Below are 23,463 nucleotides of genomic sequence, written 5' to 3'. Positions count from 1 at the left end.
GGTTCTCAAATGGCAAAGGCCAAGCGCATGTACGGCTGCACGGAGTGCGGCGCGACCTTTCCCAAGTGGGCCGGCCAGTGCACCGAGTGCGGTGCCTGGAACACCCTGACTGAAACCATGATCGAAAGCGGCGGTGCCGCGGCCCCTGCAGGACGTGCCGGCTGGACCGGGCAGCAGGCACAGATCAAGACGTTGGCCGAGGTCAGTGTCGAAGAGATCCCGCGTTTCTCCACCGCTTCCGGCGAGTTGGACCGGGTGTTGGGCGGCGGCCTGGTGGACGGTTCGGTGGTGCTGATCGGCGGCGACCCAGGCATCGGTAAATCCACGATCCTGCTGCAAACCCTGTGCAGTATCGCCAGCCGTATGCCGGCGCTGTATGTCACCGGCGAAGAATCCCAACAGCAAGTGGCCATGCGCGCCCGTCGCCTGGGGCTGCCCCAGGATCAACTGCGGGTCATGACCGAAACCTGCATTGAAAGCATCATTGCCACGGCACGTATCGAAAAGCCCAAGGTCATGGTGATCGACTCGATCCAGACGATTTTCACCGAACAACTGCAGTCGGCACCGGGCGGCGTGTCCCAGGTGCGTGAAAGTGCGGCGCTGTTGGTGCGATATGCCAAGCAGAGCGGCACGGCGATCTTCCTGGTGGGCCATGTGACCAAAGAGGGCGCACTGGCCGGGCCACGGGTGTTGGAGCACATGGTGGACACCGTGCTGTATTTCGAAGGCGAATCCGACGGACGCCTGCGTTTGCTGCGGGCGGTGAAGAACCGTTTCGGTGCGGTCAACGAATTGGGTGTGTTCGCCATGACTGACCGGGGGCTTAAGGAAGTCTCCAACCCTTCGGCGATTTTTCTCACGCGGGCCCAGGAAGAAGTCCCCGGCAGCGTGGTGATGGCAACGTGGGAGGGCACCCGCCCGATGCTGGTGGAAGTGCAGGCCCTGGTGGATGACAGTCATTTGGCCAACCCGCGCCGCGTGACGTTGGGTCTGGATCAGAACCGCCTGGCGATGCTGCTTGCCGTATTGCATCGTCACGGCGGCATTCCGACCCATGACCAGGATGTGTTTCTCAACGTGGTTGGCGGGGTAAAAGTGCTGGAAACGGCGTCCGACCTGGCGTTGATGGCGGCGGTGATGTCCAGCCTGCGTAACCGGCCATTGCCCCATGATTTGCTGGTGTTCGGTGAGGTCGGTTTGTCGGGCGAGGTGCGCCCGGTACCCAGCGGCCAGGAACGCTTGAAGGAAGCTGCCAAGCATGGCTTCAAGCGCGCGATCGTGCCGAAGGGCAATGCGCCGAAGGAGTCGCCGCCGGGGTTGCAGATTATCGCGGTGACGCGTCTGGAACAGGCACTGGACGCGCTATTCGAGTAGGGCGCCCAGCTCGCGCTCCAACTCTTGCTGATCACCCAGGTTCAACTCGATCAGTCGTCGCAAATGGCTGATCGAGTCCAGATCGATATGCTGGCACACAAAACCCAACTGCCCATGATCCTCATGGGTCAGGCGCACTTGCATTTTTATATGGGCCTTGGGATCCAGGCGGATGTCGACGTCGAACGGCAGCGCCTTGTTGCCCTTCCAGTCCTCTGGCCGTTGTATCAACAAGCCTTTTAATGACAAGTCCACCAATTGCACCGGCCATTCGCGACCGTTTTGCCGAAATTCGGTCTTGGCGTCAAAGGCTATGCGGCGGAAACGGCGGCGGTCAGACGGTTGCTCGGTCATGGTGAAACCCTCTGGAGATAGGAGGATTGTAGCCCCGAGCCATCATCGGGCATTTATTTCTGCTTTTTTTTTCTGCGCAAGGCTCTAGACCAACGTAGGGGGGTGGTCTTTAAGGCCAACAGCGCTAAACTCGGGGTGGCTGTCCTTTCTGTCCACCCTGGCTGGAATATAAAAATGAAAAATAATAATAGCCTGCTACGCCACCTACCCTGGCTGGTGCTGGCAATTGTAGGAGCGTGCGCCCTGGGCGTAGTGGCCTTGCGCCGCGGCGAGGCGATCAACGCCTTGTGGATTGTGGTCGCTGCTGTGGCCATCTACCTGGTTGCGTACCGTTACTACAGTCTGTTCATCGCTAACAATGTGATGCAACTCGATCCACGGCGGGCCACCCCCGCAGTGCTCAACAACGACGGTCTGGACTATGTGCCGACCAACAAACACATCCTGTTCGGTCACCACTTTGCGGCGATTGCCGGTGCAGGCCCCTTGGTCGGCCCGGTACTGGCGGCGCAAATGGGCTACCTGCCCGGCACGCTCTGGCTGATTGCCGGCGTGGTGCTGGCCGGTGCGGTGCAGGACTTCATGGTCCTGTTCCTGTCCACGCGGCGTAATGGCCGTTCTCTCGGCGACATGGTTCGCGAAGAGATGGGCCGCATTCCGGGGACCATCGCGCTGTTCGGCTGCTTCCTGATCATGATCATCATCCTCGCGGTGCTGGCGCTGATTGTGGTCAAGGCCCTGGCCGAGAGCCCATGGGGCATCTTCACGGTGATGGCGACCATCCCGATCGCGATGTTCATGGGCATCTACATGCGCTACATCCGTCCGGGCCGCATCGGTGAAATCTCGATCGTCGGCGTGCTGTTGCTGCTGGGGTCGATCTGGCTGGGCGGGCAGATTGCCGCTGACCCGGTCTGGGCCAAGGCCTTCACCTTTACCGGCATCCAGATCACTTGGATGCTGATTGGCTACGGTTTCGTTGCCGCCGTTCTGCCGGTGTGGCTGATCCTGGCACCGCGTGACTACCTGTCGACCTTCCTCAAAATCGGCACCATCATCGCTTTGGCAATCGGCATTCTGGTCACCATGCCAGAGCTCAAAATGCCGGCCCTGACCCAGTTCATCGACGGCACCGGCCCCGTGTGGAAGGGCGGCCTGTTCCCGTTCCTGTTCATCACCATTGCCTGTGGCGCGGTCTCGGGTTTCCACGCGCTGATCTCCTCGGGCACTACACCCAAGTTGCTGGATAACGAAACCAACGCACGCTACATCGGTTACGGCGGCATGTTGATGGAGTCGTTCGTCGCCATCATGGCAATGGTTGCTGCTTCGGTGATCGAGCCTGGTGTGTACTTCGCCATGAACAGCCCGGCTGCCGTGGTGGGTAGCGATGTGGTGGCTGTGGCACAAACCGTCAGCAGTTGGGGCTTTGCAATTACCCCGGAAGCACTGACGGCGGTCGCCCATGATATCGGTGAAACCACTATCCTGGCGCGTGCCGGCGGTGCACCAACCCTGGCAGTGGGGATCGCGCAGATCCTGCACAGCGTACTGCCGGGTGAAAACACCATGGCGTTCTGGTATCACTTTGCGATCCTGTTCGAGGCGCTGTTCATTCTGACGGCAGTCGACGCGGGTACCCGGGCCGGTCGTTTCATGCTGCAAGACCTGCTGGGTTCCTTCGTACCGGCGCTGAAACGCACCGAGTCGTGGACTGCCAACCTGATCGCAACAGCCGGCTGTGTGGCGATGTGGGGTTACCTGCTGTATCAAGGCGTGATCGACCCACTGGGCGGCATCAACACCCTGTGGCCGCTGTTCGGTATCTCCAACCAGATGCTGGCCGGTATCGCGCTGATGCTTGCAACGGTTGTGCTGATCAAAATGAAACGCCAGCGCTACATCTGGGTGACCATGCTGCCGGCTGTCTGGCTGCTGATCTGCACCACCACCGCGGGCTTCATCAAGCTGTTCGACGCCAACCCGGCGATCGGCTTTCTGTCGCTGGCCAAGAAATACAGCGATGCATTGGCCAATGGGCAGATCCTCGCCCCGGCGAAGAACATCGACCAGATGCAGCACGTGATCTGGAACGCCTACACCAACGCAACGCTGACGGCGCTGTTCCTGTTCGTGGTGTTCAGTATCCTGTTCTATGCGCTCAAGGTCGGTGTCGCCGCCTGGGGCAACAAAGAGCGTACCGATAAAGAAGCGCCGTTCCAGGCCATTCCGGACGCGTGATCGAGGATTGCAACCATGTTCAATGACATCAATCGCCTCGGTAAATACCTCGGTCAGGCCGCGCGCCTGATGGTCGGCATGCCCGACTACGATACGTACGTCGAGCATATGCAAACCAAACACCCGGACAAGCCGGTGATGGACTACAAGGCGTTCTTCCGGGAACGCCAGGAAGCCCGTTACGGCGGCAAGGGTGGGCCCAAGTGCTGTTGACCCGGTAGTCGGGCTGGCGGTGATCTACTGTGGGAGCGGGCTTGCTCGCGAATGCGGTCAGTTGGCGGATGTGCTGACTGATACACCGTATTCGCGAGCAAGCCCGCTCCCACATTTGTTTTGTGTTCCTTCAGTTATAAGGAGAATTGCTTTTGTCCTCTCCCATCCCGGTAACGGTCCTCAGCGGCTTCCTCGGCGCCGGCAAGACCACCTTGCTACGCCACCTGCTCAAAGCCGAGCACGGCCTGAAAATCGCCGTGATCGAAAACGAATTCAGCGACGCCGGTATCGACACCCAGCTGCTGGGCGAAGAGCCAGTGCAAGTCATGACCCTGTCCAACGGCTGCGTGTGCTGCACCATCCACACCGACCTGACCAAAGCCCTGTACCTGCTGCTCGAACGTCTGGACAGTGGCGAGATCGCCTTCGACCGCCTAGTGATCGAGTGCACCGGCCTGGCCGACCCAGCTCCCGTGGCCCAGACCTTTTTCATCGACGAGGAACTGCGCGAGCGCTACCTTCTCGACGGCATCATTACCCTGGTGGACGCCGCCCACGCCGAGCACCACCTGACCCAGACCATCGCCCAGGCCCAGATCGGCTTTGCCGACCGCCTGCTGGTGAGCAAGCGCGACTTGGTGGACGCCGCCGCCTTTGACGCGCTCAGCGAACGCCTCACCCGCATTAACCGCCGCGCGCCGATCCGCGTGGTGGACCATGGCAACATCGACCTGGCTGAACTGCTCGATGTGCGCGGCTTCAACCTCAATGCCGGCATGAGCCTGCGCCCGGTGCGGGCTGCACCGTCCATCGACCGTATCTCCAGCCTGGTGCTGCGCACCGACCAGCCGCTGGATATCGACCGCCTCAGCGCGTTCATGAACGAACTGCTGGAAGACCACGGCAAGCAACTGTTGCGCTACAAGGGCGTGCTGAACATTGCCGGGGAAGATCGGCGCATGGTGTTCCAGGGCGTGCTCAAGCTCTACGGTTTCGATTGGGATACCGAATGGGCCGAAGGTGAGGTGCGAGAGAGTGTGATCGTATTCATTGCCGATGAGTTGCCTGAAGAAAAGATTCGCGAAGGTTTCCGGCGCGTCTATCAGGCATAAAAAAGCCCGGCTTAAAAGCCGGGCTTCTTATTCAAGCAACTGCAATCAAGCGCCGTACACCGGCAGCTTCTTGCAGATGGCCTTGACCTTCTCACGTACCGCGTCGATCACGGCTTCGTTGTTCAGGTCTGCCAGGATGTCGCAGATCCAGCCCGCCAGTTCCTTGCACTCTGCTTCCTTGAAGCCACGTGTGGTCACCGCGGGGGTGCCGAAGCGCAGGCCCGAGGTGACGAACGGCGAACGTGGGTCGTTCGGCACGGAGTTCTTGTTCACGGTGATGAAGGCTTTGCCCAGCGCGGCGTCAGCGTCTTTACCGGAAATGTCCTGCTTGATCAGCGACAGCAGGAACAGGTGGTTCTCAGTACCGCCGGATACCACGTCAAAGCCGCGCTCGATGAACACGTTGGCCATGGCCTGGGCGTTCTTGACCACTTGTTGCTGGTAGGTCTTGAACTCAGGCTGCAGGGCTTCTTTGAAGCAGATCGCCTTGGCGGCGATCACGTGCTCCAGCGGGCCACCCTGGGCACCTGGGAATACGGCGGAGTTCAGCTTCTTCTCGATGTCGGCGTTGGCGCGAGCCAGGATCAGACCGCCACGTGGACCGCGCAGGGTCTTGTGGGTGGTGGTGGTCACCACGTCAGCGTAAGGCACCGGGTTCGGGTAAACGCCAGCGGCGACCAGCCCCGCAACGTGAGCCATATCAACAAAGAGATAAGCACCGACTTTGTCAGCGATAGCGCGGAAGCGTGGGAAGTCCAGGATCTGCGAGTAGGCGGAGAAACCGGCCACGATCATTTTTGGCTTGTGTTCAACGGCCAGTCGCTCGACTTCGTCGTAGTCGATCAGGCCGTTGGCATCGATACCGTATTGAACGGCGTTGTACAGCTTGCCGGAGGAGGAAACGCTGGCGCCGTGGGTCAGGTGACCGCCGTGGGCCAGGCTCATGCCCAGGATGGTGTCGCCGCCTTGCAGCAGGGCCAGGTACACGGCGCTGTTGGCTTGGGAGCCGGCGTGCGGCTGGACGTTGGCGTAATCGGCGCCGAACAGTTCTTTGGCACGGTCGATGGCCAGTTGCTCAACCACGTCGACGTACTCGCAACCGCCGTAGTAGCGCTTGCCTGGGTAACCTTCGGCATACTTGTTGGTCAAGACCGAACCTTGAGCCTCCATCACCGCTGGGCTGGTGTAGTTTTCCGAAGCGATCAGCTCAATGTGCTCTTCCTGGCGCACGGCTTCTTGCTCCATGGCGGCAAAGAGATCGGCGTCGTACTTGGCAATAGTCAAATCACGGCTGAACATGGCGGTCCTCAAGGATCGGGGGCAGAAAAGGAGGGCATTCTAACCCAAGCGCCTATTAGAAGGGGTATGAAACATAGTCATGGTGATGAAGCGCCAGCTTCAAGTTGCAAGCTGCAAGCCTCAAGTAAAAGCAGATTTGCCCTTGCTTGCCGCTTACAGCTTGAAGCTTGCCACTGCCCTCTTCATGTTCGATTGATTGGAGCTGTTAGCTCCAATCAATCGAACATGAAGAGGGCATCATTACTGAACTGCGCCTCGAACCGGTTCGCCGGCATCGGCCGCCCGAACAGGTAGCCCTGAACCTCATCGCAGCCATGCTCACGCAGGAAGTCCAGCTGTTCATGGGTTTCCACACCTTCGGCGATCACCGCCAGGTTCAGGCTGTGGGCCATGGCAATAATGGCGCGGGCGATCTGGGCGTCCTGTTCGCCGGAAGGCAGGCCATCCACGAAGGTGCGGTCGATCTTCAACACGTCGATAGGGAATTGCTTGAGGTAGTTGAGCGACGAGTAGCCCGTGCCGAAGTCATCAACCGCAATGCTCAACCCCAGGTTTTTCAGGCTGTCGAGGATCTGCATGGCCTCGTTGACTTCCCGCATCAGGATACTTTCGGTCAGCTCCAGCTCCAGGCATGCCGGCGGCAGCCCGGTGTCCTTGAGGATGGTGGCGATACGGGTGCCCAACTGGCCGTCGGAGAACTGCCGCGCCGAGATGTTCACCGAGACTTTCGGCACGCGCACCTTGTTCTGATGCCAGGTCTTGAGCTGGCGACAGGCTTCGCTGATCACCCAATCACCAACATCCACCACCAGGCCCAACTCTTCCAGTACCGGGATGAAATCCCCCGGCGGCACCAGTCCGCGACGCGGGTGGCGCCAGCGCAGCAAGGCTTCGGCGCCGGTCAGGCGTTTGCCGTCGCCGCTGAATTGCGGTTGGTAATAAAGCACGAATTCGTTCTGGTCCAAGGCATGGCGCAGGTCGCTTTCCAGCTCGAGGCGTTCCAGGGCGCTGGCGTTCATGTCGGCCTGGTAGAACTGGAAGTTGTTTTTGCCGCGTTCCTTGGCGTGATACATCGCCGTGTCGGCGTTTTTCATCAACTGGCTCAGCTCGTTGCCGTCCTGAGGGCTCAGGGCGATACCGATACTGGCGGTCACAAAGAATTCGCGACCTTCCAATACAAAGGGCTTCACCAGGCTGGCGAGGATCTGCTCGGCCACGTGTATCGCGCGGTTGAGCGCCAACTCGCGGCTGACCCTGGGTTGCAGGAGCAAAGTGAACTCGTCGCCGCCCATACGCGCCACGGTATCGTCTTCGGCCACGCAGCCCAGCAGGCGCGTGGCCATTTCCTTGAGCATGCGGTCTCCGGCGGCGTGGCCCAAGGAGTCGTTGATCGGTTTGAAGCGGTCGAGGTCGAGGAACATCAGCACCACCCACGACTTCTGCCGTTCGGCCGACTGCAACGCGGTGTGCAGGCGGTCCTGGAACAACGTGCGGTTAGGCAGGTGGGTCAGAGCGTCATAGTAGGCCAGGCGGTGGATGCGCTGCTCGCTGGCCTTGCGCTCACTGATATCACTGAAGAAGCACACGTAGCTGGCCAGGTCCCCTTCATCGTCGAACACGGCGGTAATGCCGACCCACGCCGGGTAATGCTCGCCATTGCGGCGCTTGAGCCACACTTCGCCTTCCCAGGTGCTGTGCTGGTGCAACTGCTTGAGCACGTAGCGCAGGTGGGCTTCCTGTTGTTCGTCGACGGTGAGCATGTTCGGCAACTGGTCGAGCACATCGCTGACCGCATAGCCACTGACCCGACTGAATGCCTCGTTGGCCTGCACGATATAACCGGCCGGGTCGGTGATCAGGATCGCCGAGGTGGAGTGCTCGAAGACCGTGGCCGCCATGCGCAGGTCTTTTTCGGCGCGGCGTTGCTGGCTGATGTCGCGGCCTACACCAAGGATGCCCTCGAAGGCGCCGTGTTCGTCCCACACCAGCACCAGGCGCAGCTCGATCGGCACTTTGCGACCGTCTGCGCGCAGGCAATCGAAAAGGAACAGCTGGGTTTGAATGTCGTCGCGCAGCCTGTTCAGCGCCTCGGGATCGCCCAGCGCGCGGCTGACCTGTTCCATCAGGCTGTAAATGCCAGTCAATTGCTGCGGGTTGGCGATGATCGACTGCCAGCCGTGCTTGAACACCCAGTCCACGTCATAACCGAGCACGGCGTTGACCGAGGGGCTGATGTAGTTGAGGGCCAACTGGCTGTCGGTGGAGCAGATCACGTCGCTGATGCTTTCAGCGAGCATGCGGTAGCGCTGTTCGCTGTCGCGCAGGGATTCGCTGGCTTCGATCTGGTCGGTGATGTCCTTGGCCACGCCGATGATGCGGGTGATCTGCGCTGTCTTGTCGCGGGCCAGGGCTTGCTCGCGGATGTCAAAGCGCCGCCATTGGTTATTGCGGTGGCGGAAGCGCAGTTGGCATTGCAATTGGGTGGTGTAACCGGCCTGGCGCTGTTGCTGGCGCAACTCGTGGTAATGCTCGGCGTCTTCGGGGTGCAGCAGGATTTCCCAGAAATACTCGCCCATTTGCTGCAGTTCGACCTTGTTGTAGCCGAGGGTGTGGCCCAAGTGGTGGTTGCTGAAAATCATGCGCTGGCTGATCACGTCCTGCACGTACAGGTGATCGGGCACTGTGCGGACCACATCCGACCAGAAGCTCTCGCGCTCCACCAGCGACAGCTCGATCAGCTTGCGGCTGGTGATATCGCTGATGCTGAGGATCACCGCCTTGAAGTCGTCCTGCTGCTCCGGCAGGCGCATCACCAGCCACAGGTATTGCTCGTTGCCGGCCACGTCCTTGAGCTGGATTTCCAGTTCCAACTGGTGCTGTTGGGTCAGCACCGCCTCAAGTATCTGATAGCCAATGGACGTGGCGTTACGTGGGCAGTCATCGATCAGGCGCTCCCAGGCTTCTTCGCAGGAACCCACGTTCAACAGACGCACCGCCACTTGGTTGACCTCGGTGATGCGCAGTTCCTTGAGCAGTTGCTGGCGCTCACCGGGGTTGTCGTGCAGCCAGGCGTGCAGTTGCTCGCGGGTCTCCAGTCGGGTCTTGTCGAAAAGCGCGTTCAGGCCCGACAGGTCGAGCACGCACAGGGCCACACCGGTGCCTTCGAAAATATCCTGGTAACGCCGGCGGCCTTCATGCACCTGGCGTTGGCGGCGGCGCATGTTCAGCAACACGATCACCGGGATCAGCGAGAACGCCAGGCCCAGAAGGCATTTGCCAATGAAGGCCGGCAGCAGTTGTTCCAGCACCGCCGTGCGGTCGAACAGCCCGCGCAGCTGCCAGTCGCTTTTGCTCAGAGGGGTGACCAATACGCTTTTATTCAGCTCGTCCGGGGTCAGCGCAGACGCCCATTGCGCCGGCATGCCGCTGTCCCGGCTGACAACCCGGTGGTTGATGCGATTCTCGATGACCCACATCGGGCGTTGGCCCTGGCTGTCCTGGCGGGTGAGGTTGGCCAGGTAGTTGGGAGCCAGGCGCAGTGCCCAATACATTCTTGAGCCGCCGCTGGGCTGGTGCAGCAACAGATAGATGATCGTGCCGTCGTTGCTGTTGCTCAGGTAATAAGACTGGGCGTGGCTGCGTTGCACCAGCTCTGCAAGCCAGGCGCTATCCTGGCTGTCTGCGGCGCTGTCACTGATCATCGCGCCGCTGGGGGCGAGCAGGGCCACGCTGCGCAATTCCGGCATCGAGCGCTGCAAAGTGCGCATCAAGGCTTGTTGCTGTTCGCTGTCACGCGGCGGCTCGACCATCGGCAGCAGGTTCAGGGCGATTTTTGCGCTGAGGGCCATGTTCAGGCTGATCTGTTCAGCCAGGTCGGCACTGTAGTCGATGGTGTATTGCTGCTGGTTCTTCTGGTTTTGCTGCAGCTGGTCCAGCAACTGCCAGAACAATAACGCGAGCAGCATGAGGACAAGCGTCGCCAACGCGCCTTTGAGGGTGCCGTGCAGGGGCGCTCCCGGCGCTATATGAGCGGCGCGCAGGGGAGTGGGCGGCGTGACTTTGGACAAGCTGTGATCCTGCGGTTTGGCTGGACTGGCGCGCGACGTGCACTATAAGCCGGACGCCCGGAGGGCGGCTAGCATGCCTTGACTTGTGGCAAAGTGCCAGCCCCTGCCTGGCTGGACTGACCAAGCGCATTCAGGTAGCTTTGCCGGTTACGCGGGGGCGTTCCAGCCCCAGATATTCAGGCTTTATACCGCACGCAGGCATTGATGATAGTCAACGGCCCGCGCCGCGCATGGCCTGGCACGGGCTTCGTCCGCTTAATTCATCAGTCACTGACGCTAGGTTCACCATGGCTCAATACGTCTTCACCATGCATCGGCTGGGAAAAGTTGTTCCGCCGAAGCGGGAAATCCTGAAAAACATTTCGCTGTCCTTCTTCCCAGGCGCCAAGATCGGCGTGCTCGGCCTCAACGGTTCGGGTAAATCCACGCTGCTGAAAATCATGGCCGGCGTCGACACCGAGTTCGAGGGCGAAGCCCGCCCGATGCCGGACCTGAACATCGGCTACCTGCCGCAAGAGCCGATCCTGGACCCGACCAAGACCGTGCGTGAAGTGGTCGAAGAAGCCGTCAGCGTGATCAAGAACGCCCAGGCGCGCCTGGACGAGGTCTACGCCGCCTACGCCGAACCGGATGCTGATTTCGACAAGCTCGCCGCCGAACAGGCCAAGCTCGAAGCCATCCTGCAGGCCGGCGACGGTCACAACCTGGAGCGCCAGCTGGAAGTCGCCGCCGACGCCCTGCGCCTGCCGGCGTGGGACGCCAAGGTCGAACACCTGTCCGGTGGTGAGAAGCGTCGTGTGGCCCTGTGCCGCCTGCTGCTGTCGGCCCCCGACATGCTGCTGCTCGACGAACCGACCAACCACTTGGACGCCGATTCCGTCGCCTGGCTGGAACACTTCCTTCACGATTTCCCAGGCACCGTGGTAGCGATCACGCACGACCGGTACTTCCTGGACAACGTGGCTGGCTGGATCCTCGAGCTCGACCGTGGCGCCGGTATCCCTTACGAGGGCAACTATTCCGGTTGGCTGGAAGCCAAGTCCGACCGTCTGGCGGCCGAATCCAAGCAGCAATCGGCCCATGAAAAAGCCATGAAGGAAGAACTGGAGTGGGTGCGCAAAGGCGCCAAGGCCCGCCAGTCCAAATCCAAGGCACGTCTGCAACGCTTTGAAGAAATGCAGTCGCAGGAATTCCAGAAGCGTTCGGAAACCAACGAGATCTACATCCCAGCCGGTCCGCGCCTGGGTGACAAGGTCATCGAGTTCAAGAACGTTTCCAAAGGCTATGGCGACCGCGTGCTGATCGACAACCTGTCGTTCTCCATGCCAAAAGGCGCGATCGTCGGCGTAATCGGTGGTAACGGTGCGGGTAAATCCACCCTGTTCCGCATGCTGATGGGCAAGGAAACGCCGGATTCGGGCACTATCGAAGTGGGCGAAACCGTGCAACTGGCCTGTGTCGACCAGAGCCGCGAAGACCTGGACGGCAGCAAGACGGTGTTCCAGCAGATTTCCGACGGTTCCGACCAGATCCGCATCGGCAACTATGAAATCCCGTCGCGTACCTATGTCGGTCGTTTCAACTTCAAGGGTGGCGACCAACAGAAGTTCGTCAAGGACCTGTCCGGTGGTGAGCGCGGTCGCTTGCACCTGGCCCTGACCCTGAAAGAGGGCGGCAACGTCCTGCTGCTCGACGAACCGTCCAACGACCTCGACGTCGAAACCCTGCGTTCCCTGGAAGAAGCCCTGCTGGACTTCCCAGGCGCCGCCATTGTGATCTCTCACGATCGGTGGTTCCTTGACCGCGTCGCGACGCACATCCTGGCGTACGAAGATGACTCCCAAGCGGTGTTCTTCGAGGGTAACTACACCGAGTACGAAGCGGACCGTAAAAAGCGCTTGGGCGATGCTGCTGCCCAGCCGCACCGTGTGCGTCACAAAAAACTGGCCTGATTCGGGTTGGTGGTTTGAAAGAGCGGAGCCTTCGGGCTCCGTTTTTTTTTTGCCTGGAATTTGATGGTGCGTGCGGTTTGATTTGAATCCCTGAAAGGGTGCATAAAAGCCGCTAAAACTGGATACAGTTATATAAAACGCACCATTTAAATTCACAAAGGCGACATTTTGCCCTGTCGCAGTGCGGAATGAATTGATAAAGTCCGGCTCAATCTCCGTTAACAACTAAAAATTTGCCGAGACTTTCCATGATCGAATCCGTCGAATCCTTCCTTGCCCGCCTCAAGAAACGCGACCCTGATCAGCCGGAATTCCACCAGGCGGTGGAAGAAGTCCTACGCAGCCTGTGGCCGTTTCTTGCAGCCAACCCCCACTACCTGACTTCGGGCATTCTGGAGCGCATTTGCGAGCCGGAGCGCGCCATTACCTTCCGGGTGTCGTGGGTGGATGATCATGGCAAGGTCCAGGTCAATCGCGGTTTCCGTATCCAGATGAACAGCGCCATCGGCCCGTACAAAGGCGGCCTGCGCTTCCATCCGTCGGTGAACCTGGGCGTGCTGAAGTTCCTCGCCTTCGAGCAGACCTTCAAGAATTCCCTGACCTCGCTGCCCATGGGCGGCGGCAAAGGCGGCTCGGACTTCGACCCCAAGGGCAAGAGCGATGCCGAGGTCATGCGCTTCTGCCAGGCATTCATGAGCGAGTTATACCGCCACATCGGCGCGGACGTGGACGTGCCGGCCGGCGATATCGGCGTGGGCGCCCGTGAAATCGGCTTCCTGTTTGGCCAGTACAAGCGCCTGAGCAACCAGTTCACCTCCGTGCTGACCGGCAAGGGCATGACCTACGGCGGCAGCCTGATCCGCCCGGAAGCCACGGGTTTCGGCTGCGTGTACTTCGCTGAAGAGATGCTCAAGCGCAACAACCAGCGGGTTGAGGGCAAGCGTGTGGCGGTGTCCGGTTCCGGCAACGTGGCGCAATACGCGGCGCGCAAGGTCATGGACCTTGGCGGCAAAGTGATTTCCCTGTCCGACTCCGAAGGCACCCTGTACGCCGAAAGCGGTTTGACCGAAGAACAATGGTCGGCCCTGCTGGAGCTGAAAAACGTGCAGCGCGGCCGTATCAGTGAACTGGCCGAGCGTTTCGACCTGGAGTTCCGCAAAGGCCGGGCCCCATGGGAACTGACCTGCGACATCGCACTGCCCTGCGCGACCCAGAACGAACTCGATGCCGACGCTGCCCGCACTTTGCTGCGCAACGGCTGTGTCTGCGTGGCTGAAGGCGCCAACATGCCGACCACGCTTGAGGCTGTGGATATCTTTATCGAGGCGGGCATCCTGTTCGCGCCGGGCAAGGCATCCAATGCCGGCGGTGTGGCCGTCAGTGGCCTGGAAATGTCGCAGAACGCCATGCGCCTGCTGTGGACTGCGGGTGAAGTGGACAGCAAGCTGCACAGCATCATGCAGTCGATCCACCACGCCTGCGTGCATTACGGCGAAGAAAACGGCCGGATCAATTACGTGAAAGGCGCCAACATCGCCGGCTTCGTCAAAGTCGCCGACGCGATGCTGGCCCAAGGCATCGTCTAAACTTCGGGTTCGATCCGCAGCACTTCGATCAACTGATTGCCGACGGGGCGTATCCATAGCACCTCGTCACCCACCTGGGCGCCCAACAATGCGCGTCCCAATGGCGATCCCCAGTTGATCAGGCCTGCGCTCGCATCGGCCTGGTCTTCGCCAACCAACTGGATGCGTTGTTGTTCGTCCTGCTCATTGGCGAAGGTCACCCAACTGCCGATCTGCACCGTGTCGGTGGAGGTGGCGGGCGCGACCACTTGGGCGCTTTGCACCCGCTGGTTGAAGTAACGCAAATCCCGCTCAAGGTCCGCCTGGCGCTGTTTATCGCCCTTGGCGGATTCGAGGGTGTATTCCTGCTGCAACTGCGCAACCTTGGCCTGCAACTGCGCGAACCCTTGCGCGGTGAGGCGGTTAGGCTGTTCGCTGACTTGGCGCTCTACCGGCTGATCAGCCTGGGCGGCGGCGTTGTCCTCGTTTACAAAAGCTCGGCTCATGATGTTCTCCCTCTATGGAGTTTGGGCCATGGTCGCCGTGCTTTAGTTTCGATGGATGTCTGGAAACGACCTATTGCGAGCGATAGGCCCGTGCGGCGTCGCGGTTTTTCTCCTGCTGCCATTCGCGATCCCGGTCGTCCCAGTGACGCTCCTTGTAGTCCCGCAACGCCTCGTTCTCGCGCATGGCCTTGCACTGGCGAAAGCCATCTTCCCAGCCTTCGGCGTATTGCCGGTCCTTCAGATACCGCGGCACATTCTTGCGAAACTCCCCGGTAATCACCCCCGCTGCCTGGCGACCGCTACTGCAGCCATCATCAAATCCGTCGGCAAACGCCGGTGGGTAACCCTTGGCCAGCAAATCCTCATGGGTCGATTGGCAACCGGCCAGCCACATCACTGCACACAGCATTACCGCAGACCGCCACATGACGTACTCCCTGGCCGTTTCACGGCTGATAGGGAGAGTCTAGAAGGGGATTTGTTGGAGGCATGTGAAAGGGAGGTGAGAAAGCTGTTTTGCGTACGTTGGCTAAACACATAATCCAGAGTGGGAGCGGGCAAGCCCGCTCCCACATGTTGAGCGTCGCCAGGTTTCGATCAGTAGTGATACCACTTCACCTCAAGCATCACTTCATTCACCGGCGTCGACAGGTGGCTGTACTCGCGCTGTGCACTCAGGCGCAGCCCCAGGTTGCGCGACAGCTCCCACTGCTGGTTGAGGCTGATGCTACGGCGTACTTCGCCATTGGTGAAAAAATCACCCTTGGCTTCCAGGCTCAGGTTGCCCAGCGGGTTTTTCCACAGCACGCCGGTGTTGAACCCGGCCGCCGGGGAGATGGCTTCGCTGAAGTCGTTGTTGTGCTCCACGCGCACGGTGCCGAGGGCGAAGCCGAGCATGTCGTCGCTCAGCTGCCAGGTGCCACCGGCGCCGCCGTTGACGTGGGCGACCAGGGTTTCGTCGTCGTGTTTGCCGGGGACCCGCTCAAGGCCGCCAGTGACTTGCCATGACCACGGCTGCAACAGGGCGTTGCGTGGGGTCAGGGAGCGGATGGTGGCCAGGTCCAGTTGCTGCAGTTGCCAGTGGTTGCCTTCGTACTGGCGCAGTTTCATCTGCAGGATTTCGATCTGCGCGCCCAGGGGGAAACCTTCGGCGTTGTCGTTAAGGTCATGGTAGGCCATGCGCAGGCCGTATTCACCGAAAGCCTTGTCGCCACGGGTGCCGATGCCGGCTTGCCAGGTGCGCGACTCATGGCCGTTTTCCGGCAGGCCGGGCGGGGTGATCTTGAGATCGGGTGCCGGGTTCTGGTTGATCGCGCGCAGCAGTTCGAAGCTGCGCTGGGAGCGGGCGCTGTCGCGCTCCAGACCGTTGGCGCGGTAGCGGCCGAGTCGATAGGCAGCGTCGATGATCAGGGCCTGGCGCGCGCGGGGCAGGGCTTTGAAGGCGGGCTCCTGCAATTGTTTCTGGTCGTCGCTGATCTTCAGTGCCCATTGTTGCTCGTCGCTATCGAGCGGCTTGGCGCGCTCCAGCAATTCGCGTTCACGGGAAGGGCGGTAGTCGATTTTTTCTACCAGACCTGCGTCTTTCACGGCCTTGACCGTGTCGGTCGGGATGGCGGTCAGCGGGAATTGCTCGGTCAAGCGCAGGCCGGGACGGGCTACTTGCAGCAGTTCCAGCAGGCGATACGAGCAGTTTTCGTCGAAGAAGAAGTAGTCGAACTGGATCTGCTTGAGTTCCCACACGTGCTCGACCATGCGCTCGGTCTCGACTTGCGTAAGGTTGAGGCGATATTCCCACAGGTCGCGGTTCTCAAGGCTGCGGTATTCCGACAGCTTCTCCTGGTAAGGCACCAGGGCGAACAAGCCGGGATAACCGCCCATCAGGCCTTTCCAGGCGTACAGAATGCTGTTGTCGGAGCCTTCAATGTAGGCGCCGAAGTTGATCGCGTAGCTGAGCAAGGCGGTGTTATTGCTTTGCACGTCGGCCTGGTCGATGCGCAGCAGGGTGTGGCCGAACATTGACGACGGGCTGTTGAGGTAGGCCGCCGGGAAGATCATCACCGCGCTATGGGGGGCGACGTCCTTGAACCATTGCTTGAATTCTTTGCAGTCCACGGCGGGCAGGTCAGTGAGGTGCAACTGATCCTTGAGCCAGCGGGTGCGTGCGGGGTAAACGCATTGGGCGTGTTTTTCACCCAGGCTGGCCGGGGCGTAGAGCGCGTCAACGGTGGCCTTGAGTTCGGCGTCCGGGTGGTGGGCGCCATCGGGCGCGAGGAAGAACTTTTTGTCGCTGACATAACTGCGCCAGCCACTGATTTTGCCGGCTTCATAATGGCCTAGAGACAGCCAGAACGGATCATTGGCCAATTGCTGCAAACGTTGATCATCAAGGTGCGGGGCCGCGTACAGCGGGGCGCAGGCGAAGAGTGCCATCCAGGCAAAGCGTTTGAGCATAGGGGCAACTTAAGTCGGAAATAAAAGAGACCCAAAGGGGAGGCGGGTCCAAAATAAAACCCGCGCCTTGGTAGGCGCGGGTCGGTCGAGCTTAAGCCTGGGTAGCGTATTTCGCCAGACGGGCATCGCTTTTCAGTACCGCAATGGTGTTGTTGTGCACGTCGTCAGCGGTCACGTCAGCCTTGCTGAAGATCTGCTGGAAGTGCTCGTGGGTCACGGCCGCGAAATGCTCGCGGTCTTCCGGTGCCACGCCCAGAACCACAGCGTAGGTGGTCAGCGCTTCGCCGTTGCCTTTAGCCATGTCTTCGGACAGCTCGTTCATCATGCCATTCATGGCAATCCACGATTTGCCGCCGTAAGTCAGGGCGCTGTTGGTGCTGCAACCGTTGGTGCCCGAGGTCATGCCGAAAGTGGCGTTACCCGAAGTACCGTTGGTGGTGGAAGCGAGGAAGTGAGCTGGCGTGCCGCGCTGGCCTTCGAACAACATGTTGCCCCAACCGCAGTTAGGGCCGCCTGGTGCTTCTGCCATTGCATTGAGGGAGACGACGGTGAAGAGAGTACCGAGAAGGATCCGTTTCATAGCTTTGTTCTCTTTGTGTGCAAACCAATGGACAAGGGTTCAGGCGCCTCGCAGCGCCCTAGGGGCCAGTTATTAGTCCAACCCGCGCAATTTGGAGTTTAGGCACGTTCCAAGGGTTCCGTGCATTTTTATAAAACTATCGGCGATGTCACGATATTTCTGCAGGTCGCCTCCCACGTCTGTGCTTTCCCGAAAGCGCGCCTTGCCAGAGCGCGCAACCGGGAGCCAGAATGCCGACATCTGCCCCGCCTGATGTAAGGAAGCCCGATGCCTGATCCTGTTGCTGCCAGCTTGCGTCTAGCGCCCGAAGCGCTGACTCGCCCTTTCTCCGCTGAACAGTTCAGCTTCTCGACCACCAATGATCTGGAGCCCTTTCGCGGTGTGCTTGGCCAGGAACGTGCGGTTGAAGCCTTGCAGTTCGGTGTGGCCATGCCACGCCCCGGTTACAACGTGTTTGTCATGGGCGAGCCCGGTACCGGCCGCTTTTCGTTCGTCAAACGCTACCTCAAGGCCGAAGGCAAGCGCCTGCAGACCCCGGCGGATTGGGTCTATGTGAACAATTTCGATGAACCTCGCGAACCTCGCGCCCTGGAATTGCCGGGCGGTGCTGCGGCGGCTTTCATCAACGACATCAACGGCTTGATCGACAATCTCGTCGCCACCTTCCCGGCCGTCTTCGAACACCCGACGTATCAACAGCGCAAAAGCGCCATCGACCGTGCCTTCAACCAGCGTTACGACAAGGCCCTGGACGTGATCGAACGCCTGGCTCTGGAAAAAGACGTGGCGCTGTACCGCGACAGCACCAACATCGCCTTCACCCCGATGCTCGACGGCAAGGCGTTGGACGAAGCTGAGTTCTCGCAGTTGCCGGAAGCCGATCGCGAGCGTTTCCACACGGACATTTCCGAGCTGGAAGAACGCCTCAACGAAGAATTGGCCAGCCTGCCGCAGTGGAAACGCGAGTCGAACAACCAACTGCGCCAGTTCAACGAAGAAACCATCACCCTGGCCCTGCAGCCTTTGCTCGCACCACTGTCGGAAAAGTACTCGGAAAATGCCGCCGTCTGCGGTTATCTGCAAGCCATGCAGGTGTACCTGCTCAAGACCGTGGTCGAGCAACTGGTGGACGACGCCAAGACTGACGCTCAGGCGCGCAAGCTGCTGGAAGAACAGTATTGCCCAAGCCTGGTGGTGGGGCATCCGGTCAACGGTGGCGCGCCGGTGGTGTTTGAGCCGCACCCGACCTACGACAATCTCTTTGGCCGTATCGAATACAGCACCGACCAGGGCGCGCTCTACACCACCTATCGGCAACTGCGCCCCGGCGCCTTGCACCGGGCCAATGGTGGTTTCCTGATCCTGGAGGCCGAGAAAATGCTCAGCGAGCCGTTTGTCTGGGACGCGCTCAAGCGTTCTCTGCAATCGCGCAAGCTGAAAATGGAATCGCCCCTGGGTGAGCTGGGCCGCCTGGCCACCGTGACCCTCAACCCGCAAATGATCCCGTTGCAGGTCAAGGTGATCATCATCGGTTCGCGCCAGCTGTACTACGCGTTGCAGGACGCCGATCCGGATTTCCAGGAGATGTTCCGCGTACTGGTGGACTTCGACGAAGACATCCCGATGGTCGACGAAAGCCTGGAGCAGTTTGCGCAATTGCTCAAAACCCGTACCTCGGAAGAAGGCATGGCGCCGCTGACGTCGGACGCGGTGGCGCGGTTGGCTACCTACAGCGCACGGCTGGCGGAGCATCAGGGCCGTTTGTCGGCGCGCATTGGTGACTTGTTCCAATTGGTCAGCGAGGCGGACTTCATTCGCCACCTGGCGGGCGACGAGATGACCGATGCTGGCCATATCGAGCGTGCTCTCAAGGCCAAGGCTACGCGCACCGGGCGGGTGTCGGCGCGGATTCTCGACGACATGCTCGCCGGCGTCATCCTGATCGACACCGCCGGTGCGGCGGTGGGCAAGTGCAACGGGCTGACGGTGCTGGAGGTGGGTGATTCGGCGTTCGGCGTGCCGGCGCGGATTTCCGCCACGGTGTACCCGGGCGGCAGCGGCATTGTCGACATCGAGCGTGAGGTCAACCTCGGCCAGCCGATCCACTCCAAAGGCGTGATGATCCTCACGGGGTATCTGGGCAGCCGTTATGCCCAGGAATTCCCGCTGGCGATCTCCGCGAGCATTGCGTTGGAGCAGTCCTACGGCTACGTGGACGGCGACAGTGCGTCGCTGGGCGAGGCGTGCACCTTGATCTCGGCCCTGTCGAAGACGCCGCTCAAGCAGTGCTTTGCGATCACCGGTTCCATCAACCAGTTTGGTGAAGTGCAGGCGGTGGGCGGGGTCAACGAGAAGATCGAAGGTTTCTTCCGCCTGTGTGAAGCGCGTGGTTTGACCGGGGAGCAGGGGGCAATCATTCCCAAGGCCAACGTCGCTACGTTGATGCTCGACGAGAAGGTGCTGCAGGCCGTGCGCGCTGGGCAGTTCCACATCTATGCCGTGCGTCAGGCGGACGAGGCGTTGAGCCTGTTGGTAGGCGAGGATGCCGGTGAGCCGGACGCCGAGGGGCAGTTTCCGGAAGGCACGGTGAACGCTCGCGTGGTAGAGCGGTTGCGCGCGATTGCCGAGATGATCAGCGAGGAAGACCTCAAGGAAGCGGAGAAGGAGTTGGCACAGCAGGCGCTGGCCGAAGCCAAGCCGACCTGATTTTTTGTCGTGACGCGGTCAAGTGTGGGAGCGGGCCTGCGGTGTATTTAGGAATAGTTGGCAAACTCGTCATTAAATTGACTTGGGTTGGGGGCCAACGCCCGTTGGTCCCTACAACCTTGGTTTGTCGTAGTTTTCTTCTATTCTGAGCTTAAGGGATATCCACAGGAGTCGCTGGATAGAAACAGCCTCGCCCCAAGCGCAGGTTGAACGCCGATCTACCGGGGGTCGCCGCCATGCCGCGCAACCTTTGCCTTACCCGCCAGTGCTTCGGCCTGGTCACCCGTATCGAATGTTCCATTCGCCCTCTCGCGGGGGATAACGGGATGTGGACCTTGTTGTTTGCCGCCGGAATGACCGGTGAGCAGCCGTCCACCATCAAGTCCCAAGGTCCGTTTCCTGGGCCATTCGCTGCGGAAAACATTCTTGAGTCCATCGTCGACAGCTTGACCCGGCACGGCTACGAGCAGGCGGCTGATCCGCAGATCTGGTGCCTGCACATGCAGGCCCATCTGCGACAGCTTAATGGTGACACCCACCACTGACCGCTATTTGCTCTCGGGCTTGTCCAGCCTGACCTCGAAACCGTATTGCACGGTGCTCAGGTCGGTGCGCTGGTAGCTTTCCAGGCTCGTCGGCTGGCCGTAGAAGTAATGCACGTCAAACATCGCCGTACCGTATTCCTCGGCGCGGTGGCTCACACTGAGGATTTCCTTGAGGTAGTTGCCGCTCGCGTCCTTGGCGTAGAAGCGCCAGCTGTCGGCGGGGAAGTCCTTCTGGTCGACGACTAACGCGTTGTCCTTGAGAGATAGCCCCTTGGGCAGCTTGGAGGCGTCTATCTCCGCTTTCTCGATGGTGGCCAGGAACAGCGGAATTGAACCCACCACAAAGCCTGGGTTTTCCGGGAACAGGTTGAGGTCGTAGGTAAGGGTGCCCCGCGCCGGGTTCAGTTCGAAAGCCTCGGTCGGCAATTCGATTGGCTCGCCACGCTCGCCTTTTTCGTTGGCGGTGAAGAAGGTCACCGGCGATTCGCTGCTGTTGCGCTCGCTGCCCACCAGGTCGTCATTGAAGGTGAACGGGTGGTCGAACACGATGTGCGCCGCGCTGGCGTCTTCGACCGACTGGCTGATGGTGACGCTGTTTTTCAGCTGGTCTTCGGTCATGCTCGCGTCTTTGAGCCAACTGGCGGCGCTGTCGTCATACACGGTGACTGGCATCGGAAGCGCTTGCACGGTCTGCTGCAGGCTGTTCTTGTCGAAGCGCAGCACTGGCAGGTCGAGGTCTTTGCGGGTGAGCGTGGCGGTGGAGAAATCCAGCACGTTGATCTGCAGGTTGTCGATCACGCCATTGAAATACACCTTGGCGTAATGGCTGCTCTGCTTGCGTTCGAAGGCTTTGCGTTCATCGGTGAGCTGTTTCTCGAACGCCTCCGACCAGGCCTTCTGCTTTTGCATCTCGGTCAGTTGTTTCTCGTAGAACGCGACTTGGGCGCTGCTCTCGTTGATCGAGCCCGAGCGAGTGAGGAATTGCCCGGTGCTGTCCCGCGCCTGTACCAGCAGCGGGTTAGGTGACTCGTCCCCCACTTCCGGTGCCAGTGGCTGGCTGTTGGTCAGTTCGATCTCGGCATAGTTTTTTTCCAGCAAGACCAGGTTAAGGGTGATATTGCCTTCGGTGCGCTTGTGGCCCACGTCCTTTTTCGACAGATCAAAGGTCAGCACCTTGCCCGGCGCGACCACTTCAACTGTACCCTTGAGCCTGACAGGCTGTGGCTGGCTTTTGTTTTCGGTCTCGATGCCGTCGATGAACGGGTAGGTCACCGTCAGGTCATCCGGGTTGGTCAGGTTGGAACTGCTGGGGCTCAATTGGATGCCCGGGTCGGTTTCCGACCATTCCGGCTGGAACGGGATGACCTTGTTGTTGCTCAAGGTCACCGACTGCCATTCCAGGCCATGGGGGAAGGGGAACTGGTCCGGGATGTTGAAGTTGAAGGGGAAAACCGGCTGCAAGTCCGTCAAATAGTCGGAATGGGAGGTCTTGCGTAGCACGAACAGACCATTGATGTAGGTGTCCACCAGCGCCTGTGGCGTGGGGTAGTGCTTGAGCAGGGCCAGGGCGTCTTCGCCGTATTCGGCTTCGATAGGTTTGGTGGCGAGCTTGGCCCGCGCCCTTTCCAGTAACAGCAGCGAACCGCCAAGGTCGGCGACAGCGTCGCGCAGCTTGGGGTCCTGGATGCTGTCGAGGGATTGTTCGAACTTGGCGGTTTTCTCTTCGAGGGTGTTCTGCTTCTGCTCGTCGCTGGGGGAGCAGCCGCCAGCCAGCAGCAATGCCGCGCACAGGCCGATACTGGCCAAAGGGGATCGCACATCCATCATCTGAGTTTTTTCCTGTCCGACGTCATCGAGCCGAGTTGTTATTGGGCTCGACACTAGCAGAAAAATTCTCTTACAGATGCCGCACAGGTCAGTTTTCTCGTGGTTACAGGTGTCTTGTAGCGGCTGGTATACTCGCCGCCATTTCTAGCCAAGCTGTGTGAGATCCAATGGAACGCTTTATCGAAAATGCTATGTACGCCTCGCGCTGGCTGCTGGCGCCGATCTATTTCGGCTTGTCCCTGGGGTTGCTGGCGCTGGCGCTGAAATTCTTCCAGGAAGTGATTCACCTGCTGCCGAGCGTGTTCTCGATGGCCGAGTCCGAGTTGATCCTGGTGCTGCTGTCGTTGATCGACATGGCCCTGGTCGGCGGCTTGCTGGTCATGGTGATGATCTCCGGCTACGAGAACTTCGTCTCGCAGCTGGATATCGATGACAACAAAGAGAAACTCAACTGGCTGGGCACCATGGACTCTTCGTCGCTGAAGATGAAAGTGGCGGCCTCCATCGTGGCGATTTCGTCCATCCACTTGCTGCGCATCTTCATGGACGCCAAGAACGTCGATCCGCAGCACCTGATGTGGTACGTAATCATCCACATGACCTTCGTGGTCTCGGCGTTTGCCATGGGTTACCTGGATAAGGTCACCAAGCATTGATGCCCTGCGCCA

Annotated in this window: 17 protein-coding genes; 9 read left to right on the top strand and 8 right to left on the bottom strand. The window is 60.2% G+C overall.

The window, feature by feature from the left end; all coding sequences use genetic code 11:
- Positions 1 to 9: 9 nt before the first annotated feature.
- Entirely contained in the window at positions 10 to 1,377 is a 1,368-nt protein-coding gene (gene radA, locus LVW35_RS24730; protein WP_233892415.1) for a DNA repair protein RadA, read from the top strand.
- Here radA and LVW35_RS24725 read toward each other — a convergent pair.
- Complete coding sequence (locus tag LVW35_RS24725; protein ID WP_233892414.1) at positions 1,366 to 1,731, bottom strand: PilZ domain-containing protein; 366 nt, start codon at positions 1,729 to 1,731, stop codon at positions 1,366 to 1,368. The genes radA and LVW35_RS24725 overlap by 12 nt on opposite strands.
- A 174-nt stretch (positions 1,732 to 1,905) precedes the next feature.
- Between LVW35_RS24725 and LVW35_RS24720 the strand changes: the two genes are divergently transcribed.
- From LVW35_RS24720 to yjiA, 3 genes are all read left to right on the top strand, one after another.
- On the top strand, positions 1,906 to 3,972 hold the full coding sequence (locus LVW35_RS24720) for a carbon starvation CstA family protein (protein ID WP_233892413.1): 2,067 nt from the start codon (positions 1,906 to 1,908) through the stop codon (positions 3,970 to 3,972).
- A 15-nt stretch (positions 3,973 to 3,987) separates the two neighbouring features.
- A complete protein-coding gene (locus LVW35_RS24715) occupies positions 3,988 to 4,185 on the top strand; it encodes a YbdD/YjiX family protein (RefSeq protein WP_016976771.1) in 198 nt (65 codons plus the stop codon).
- Positions 4,186 to 4,337: 152 nt separating this feature from the next.
- The gene (gene yjiA, locus LVW35_RS24710) at positions 4,338 to 5,297 is read left to right on the top strand and encodes a GTPase (RefSeq protein WP_233892412.1); all 960 of its coding nucleotides are present in this window, start codon (positions 4,338 to 4,340) and stop codon (positions 5,295 to 5,297) included.
- A 45-nt stretch (positions 5,298 to 5,342) separates the two neighbouring features.
- On the opposite strand, the gene glyA is transcribed toward yjiA, so the two are convergent.
- Both glyA and LVW35_RS24700 read right to left on the bottom strand, forming a co-directional pair.
- Positions 5,343 to 6,596 (bottom strand): serine hydroxymethyltransferase, encoded by a 1,254-nt coding sequence (gene glyA / locus LVW35_RS24705; RefSeq protein ID WP_025859212.1) that lies wholly within the window; start codon positions 6,594 to 6,596, stop codon positions 5,343 to 5,345.
- Positions 6,597 to 6,811: 215 nt separating this feature from the next.
- Complete coding sequence (locus LVW35_RS24700) at positions 6,812 to 10,663, bottom strand: sensor domain-containing protein (RefSeq protein ID WP_326489595.1); 3,852 nt, start codon at positions 10,661 to 10,663, stop codon at positions 6,812 to 6,814.
- 287 nt (positions 10,664 to 10,950) lie between these two features.
- On the opposite strand from LVW35_RS24700, the gene ettA reads away from it, so the two are divergent.
- Positions 10,951 to 12,615, top strand: coding sequence for an energy-dependent translational throttle protein EttA (ettA, locus tag LVW35_RS24695; RefSeq protein WP_233892411.1), 1,665 nt, complete (start codon positions 10,951 to 10,953; stop codon positions 12,613 to 12,615).
- Positions 12,616 to 12,863: 248 nt separating this feature from the next.
- Positions 12,864 to 14,201, top strand: coding sequence for an NADP-specific glutamate dehydrogenase (gdhA, locus tag LVW35_RS24690; RefSeq protein WP_233892410.1), 1,338 nt, complete (start codon positions 12,864 to 12,866; stop codon positions 14,199 to 14,201).
- Here gdhA and LVW35_RS24685 read toward each other — a convergent pair.
- The 4 genes from LVW35_RS24685 to LVW35_RS24670 all read right to left on the bottom strand — a co-directional run bounded on the left by LVW35_RS24685 (position 14,198) and on the right by LVW35_RS24670 (position 17,717).
- Entirely contained in the window at positions 14,198 to 14,686 is a 489-nt protein-coding gene (locus tag LVW35_RS24685; protein WP_233892409.1) for a GreA/GreB family elongation factor, read from the bottom strand. The genes gdhA and LVW35_RS24685 overlap by 4 nt on opposite strands.
- A gap of 70 nt (positions 14,687 to 14,756) precedes the next feature.
- Positions 14,757 to 15,113 carry a hypothetical protein gene (locus tag LVW35_RS24680; RefSeq protein WP_233892408.1) on the bottom strand — a complete coding sequence of 119 codons (357 nt, stop codon included), beginning with the start codon at positions 15,111 to 15,113 and terminating at the stop codon, positions 14,757 to 14,759.
- A gap of 170 nt (positions 15,114 to 15,283) precedes the next feature.
- A complete protein-coding gene (locus LVW35_RS24675) occupies positions 15,284 to 17,137 on the bottom strand; it encodes an Lnb N-terminal periplasmic domain-containing protein (protein ID WP_233892407.1) in 1,854 nt (617 codons plus the stop codon).
- Positions 17,138 to 17,228: 91 nt separating this feature from the next.
- Positions 17,229 to 17,717 (bottom strand): DUF3015 domain-containing protein, encoded by a 489-nt coding sequence (locus LVW35_RS24670; RefSeq protein WP_015885974.1) that lies wholly within the window; start codon positions 17,715 to 17,717, stop codon positions 17,229 to 17,231.
- A 267-nt stretch (positions 17,718 to 17,984) separates the two neighbouring features.
- Between LVW35_RS24670 and LVW35_RS24665 the strand changes: the two genes are divergently transcribed.
- Positions 17,985 to 20,423 (top strand): Lon protease family protein, encoded by a 2,439-nt coding sequence (locus LVW35_RS24665; protein ID WP_233892406.1) that lies wholly within the window; start codon positions 17,985 to 17,987, stop codon positions 20,421 to 20,423.
- A gap of 236 nt (positions 20,424 to 20,659) precedes the next feature.
- The gene (locus LVW35_RS24660; protein WP_233892405.1) at positions 20,660 to 20,968 is read left to right on the top strand and encodes a PA4575 family protein; all 309 of its coding nucleotides are present in this window, start codon (positions 20,660 to 20,662) and stop codon (positions 20,966 to 20,968) included.
- Between the two features lie 3 nt (positions 20,969 to 20,971).
- Here the strand turns inward: LVW35_RS24660 and LVW35_RS24655 are convergent, their stop codons facing one another.
- The gene (locus LVW35_RS24655) at positions 20,972 to 22,795 is read right to left on the bottom strand and encodes a hypothetical protein (RefSeq protein ID WP_233892404.1); all 1,824 of its coding nucleotides are present in this window, start codon (positions 22,793 to 22,795) and stop codon (positions 20,972 to 20,974) included.
- Positions 22,796 to 22,962: 167 nt separating this feature from the next.
- On the opposite strand from LVW35_RS24655, the gene LVW35_RS24650 reads away from it, so the two are divergent.
- A complete protein-coding gene (locus LVW35_RS24650; protein WP_010206662.1) occupies positions 22,963 to 23,451 on the top strand; it encodes a TIGR00645 family protein in 489 nt (162 codons plus the stop codon).
- The last annotated feature ends 12 nt before the right edge of the window (positions 23,452 to 23,463 follow it).

The organism is Pseudomonas sp. HN11, from assembly GCF_021390155.1.
Lineage (GTDB): Bacteria > Pseudomonadota > Gammaproteobacteria > Pseudomonadales > Pseudomonadaceae > Aquipseudomonas.
Note: the sequence above shows the minus strand (reverse complement) of the source record. Positions and strands in the feature narration are given on the sequence as shown.

Coding starts and splice junctions, on each gene's coding strand:
- LVW35_RS24655 (WP_233892404.1), bottom strand. CDS start 22,795: ATGATGGATGTGCGATCCCCTTTGGCCAGTATCGGCCTGTGCGCGGCA.
- LVW35_RS24680 (WP_233892408.1), bottom strand. CDS start 15,113: ATGTGGCGGTCTGCGGTAATGCTGTGTGCAGTGATGTGGCTGGCCGGT.
- radA (WP_233892415.1), top strand. CDS start 10: ATGGCAAAGGCCAAGCGCATGTACGGCTGCACGGAGTGCGGCGCGACC.
- LVW35_RS24665 (WP_233892406.1), top strand. CDS start 17,985: ATGCCTGATCCTGTTGCTGCCAGCTTGCGTCTAGCGCCCGAAGCGCTG.
- LVW35_RS24715 (WP_016976771.1), top strand. CDS start 3,988: ATGTTCAATGACATCAATCGCCTCGGTAAATACCTCGGTCAGGCCGCG.
- LVW35_RS24725 (WP_233892414.1), bottom strand. CDS start 1,731: ATGACCGAGCAACCGTCTGACCGCCGCCGTTTCCGCCGCATAGCCTTT.
- LVW35_RS24675 (WP_233892407.1), bottom strand. CDS start 17,137: ATGCTCAAACGCTTTGCCTGGATGGCACTCTTCGCCTGCGCCCCGCTG.
- glyA (WP_025859212.1), bottom strand. CDS start 6,596: ATGTTCAGCCGTGATTTGACTATTGCCAAGTACGACGCCGATCTCTTT.
- LVW35_RS24670 (WP_015885974.1), bottom strand. CDS start 17,717: ATGAAACGGATCCTTCTCGGTACTCTCTTCACCGTCGTCTCCCTCAAT.
- LVW35_RS24720 (WP_233892413.1), top strand. CDS start 1,906: ATGAAAAATAATAATAGCCTGCTACGCCACCTACCCTGGCTGGTGCTG.
- LVW35_RS24650 (WP_010206662.1), top strand. CDS start 22,963: ATGGAACGCTTTATCGAAAATGCTATGTACGCCTCGCGCTGGCTGCTG.
- ettA (WP_233892411.1), top strand. CDS start 10,951: ATGGCTCAATACGTCTTCACCATGCATCGGCTGGGAAAAGTTGTTCCG.
- LVW35_RS24685 (WP_233892409.1), bottom strand. CDS start 14,686: ATGAGCCGAGCTTTTGTAAACGAGGACAACGCCGCCGCCCAGGCTGAT.
- gdhA (WP_233892410.1), top strand. CDS start 12,864: ATGATCGAATCCGTCGAATCCTTCCTTGCCCGCCTCAAGAAACGCGAC.
- LVW35_RS24660 (WP_233892405.1), top strand. CDS start 20,660: ATGCCGCGCAACCTTTGCCTTACCCGCCAGTGCTTCGGCCTGGTCACC.